Source organism: Deferribacterota bacterium (assembly GCA_034189185.1).
GTDB lineage: Bacteria > Chrysiogenota > Deferribacteres > Deferribacterales > UBA228 > UBA228.
On the sequence record JAXHVM010000239.1, the window covers coordinates 1 to 2,226 of the forward strand.

Here is a 2,226-nt window from a genome sequence, read left to right on the forward strand (position 1 = left end):
GATGTAAATAAAAAAGGGCGTGATCACGCCCTTTTTTATTTACATCTATAAAAATGCTCAAATATTAATTATAATAGATTAGTAGTGTTGGGGGTTTAAAATTGAAAAAAGATTATTATGATATACTCGGAGTAAACAGAAATGCCTCTCAAGAAGAGATAAAAAAAGCTTATAGGAAGCTTGCATTAAAATATCATCCTGATCAAAATGATGACCCAAAGGCAACAGAGATCTTTAGGGAAGCAAGTGAAGCATATGCAGTGTTGTCAGATCCAGAGAAAAGGGATCAATATGATAGATATGGTGAAACCTTTGATGAGGCAGGCAGTAATTTTAATTTTGATTCAGATTTTACAACAATATTTGACGAATTTTTTGGGGATGCTTTTTCTTCCTTTTTTGGTGGTAGAACGAATAGAAGGAGAAGAGCTCAGGAACCTGAAACAGGAAGCGATATAGAGATGGATCTTACAATTGATTTCCTAGAGGCTGCACTTGGCACAAGAAAGAAAGTAAATATACCAATTTTAGTAGAATGTGATAAATGTAATGGTAGAGGTGCTCCATCATCTAAAATAATTAAATGTCCTACATGTAAAGGAACAGGCAGGATATCTCAAAGACATGCATTTTTAACTATAGCTTCAACTTGCCCTCACTGCAAAGGGGCTGGTGAGATAATAAAAGAGAGATGTACTAAATGTAATGGTGAAGGCCAAATTAGGATCAACAAGGAAGTTGAGATTGATATACCAGAAGGAGTGGATAATAGTACTCGCTTGAGATACCAAAATATGGGCAATATGGGTAAGAGAGGTGGTATAGCCGGCGATCTCTATGTGAATATTATAGTGAAAGAACATGAGTATTTCAAAAGGGATGGTCGGAATATAATAGTTGAGGTGCCAATAACATTTATTGATGCAATATTAGGTAGTGAGGTAGAAGTGCCTACCTTAAAGGGAAAAGAGAGGGTGAAGGTAAAACCTGGAACAAAACCAGATGATACAGTTGTATTAAAAGGATATGGTATTAAAGATGTTAGAGGTTATGGGATAGGCAATGAGATAATTAAATTCAAGATTCTAATGCCACAGAGTATAAATGATAAGGCTAAGAGGTTACTTAAAGAGTTAAAAAAAGAATTAAGTAAAGAAGATTATAGGGAAAACAAAAATATATGGGAAAAGATGAAGAATTTTTTTCAAGCTCAAATGTAGAAAAAAAGCCTTGGGGTGGTAGGTTTACTAAAACATTAGATAAGGATATGGAAGAATTCACATCTTCCATAAAGGTGGACAAGAATTTAGCTTTCTATGATATAAAAGGCTCTAGGGCTCATATTGAGATGCTAAACAAACAAAACATTATTACCAAAGAGGAACACAATATTTTATTAGAAGGACTTGACATCATTCAAAGAGAATTAGATGAGAGTAGATTTGAACTTAAAGCTGAGAATGAAGATATACATATGTCTATTGAGAAGCGTCTTATTGAATTAATTGGGCCAGTGGGTGGAAAGATACATACAGCTAGGAGTAGAAATGATCAAGTTTTAGTTGATCTCAAAATGTATATAAGGGATGAATTGCTTGTAATTAAAGGACTACTTCTTGGGCTCTTGAAAACTCTTTTAAATAGGGCAGAAAGGGATATAGATATTATTATGCCAGGGTATACACATATGCAGGTTGCCCAGCCAATATTATTTTCACACTATTTAATGGCTTATTTTCAGATGTATAAGAGAGATTTTAGCCGTTTTTCAGATTTTTATAAAAGGCTCAATTTATCTCCACTGGGAGCTGCTGCACTAGCTGGAACAAATTTTGATATAGACCGTGATTTTGTGGCAAAGAGATTATCCTTTTTTGGTCCAACTGAAAACAGTATTGATACTGTTAGTGATAGAGATTTTATTATAGAATTTTTATCTAATATTGCAATTTCACAAATGCACTCATCTCGTTTTGCAGAGGATTTTATAATTTACTCTACTAAGGAATTTTCCTTTATTGAATTGCCAGATGAATTTACTACTGGTAGTAGCATAATGCCACAGAAGAAAAATCCCGATCTACTTGAATTGATTAGAGGTAAATGTGGTTCTGTTTATGGAAATCTTGTATCATTGTTAACCATCTTAAAAGGGCTGCCCTTGTCATATAATAGAGATTTACAAGAGGATAAAACTCAAATTTTTGATACTATTTATAACTATAA

At 33.4% G+C, this 2,226-nt stretch carries 2 protein-coding genes; both read left to right on the forward strand.

Going from position 1 to position 2,226, the window contains the following annotated elements:
- Window positions 1-101: 101 nt before the first annotated feature.
- Entirely contained in the window at window positions 102-1,220 is a 1,119-nt protein-coding gene (gene dnaJ, locus SVN78_10395) for a molecular chaperone DnaJ (protein ID MDY6822016.1), read from the forward strand.
- The coding region (argH, locus tag SVN78_10400; GenBank protein MDY6822017.1) for an argininosuccinate lyase at window positions 1,181-2,226 on the forward strand (1,046 nt) is incomplete at its 3' end. The genes dnaJ and argH, both read left to right, overlap by 40 nt.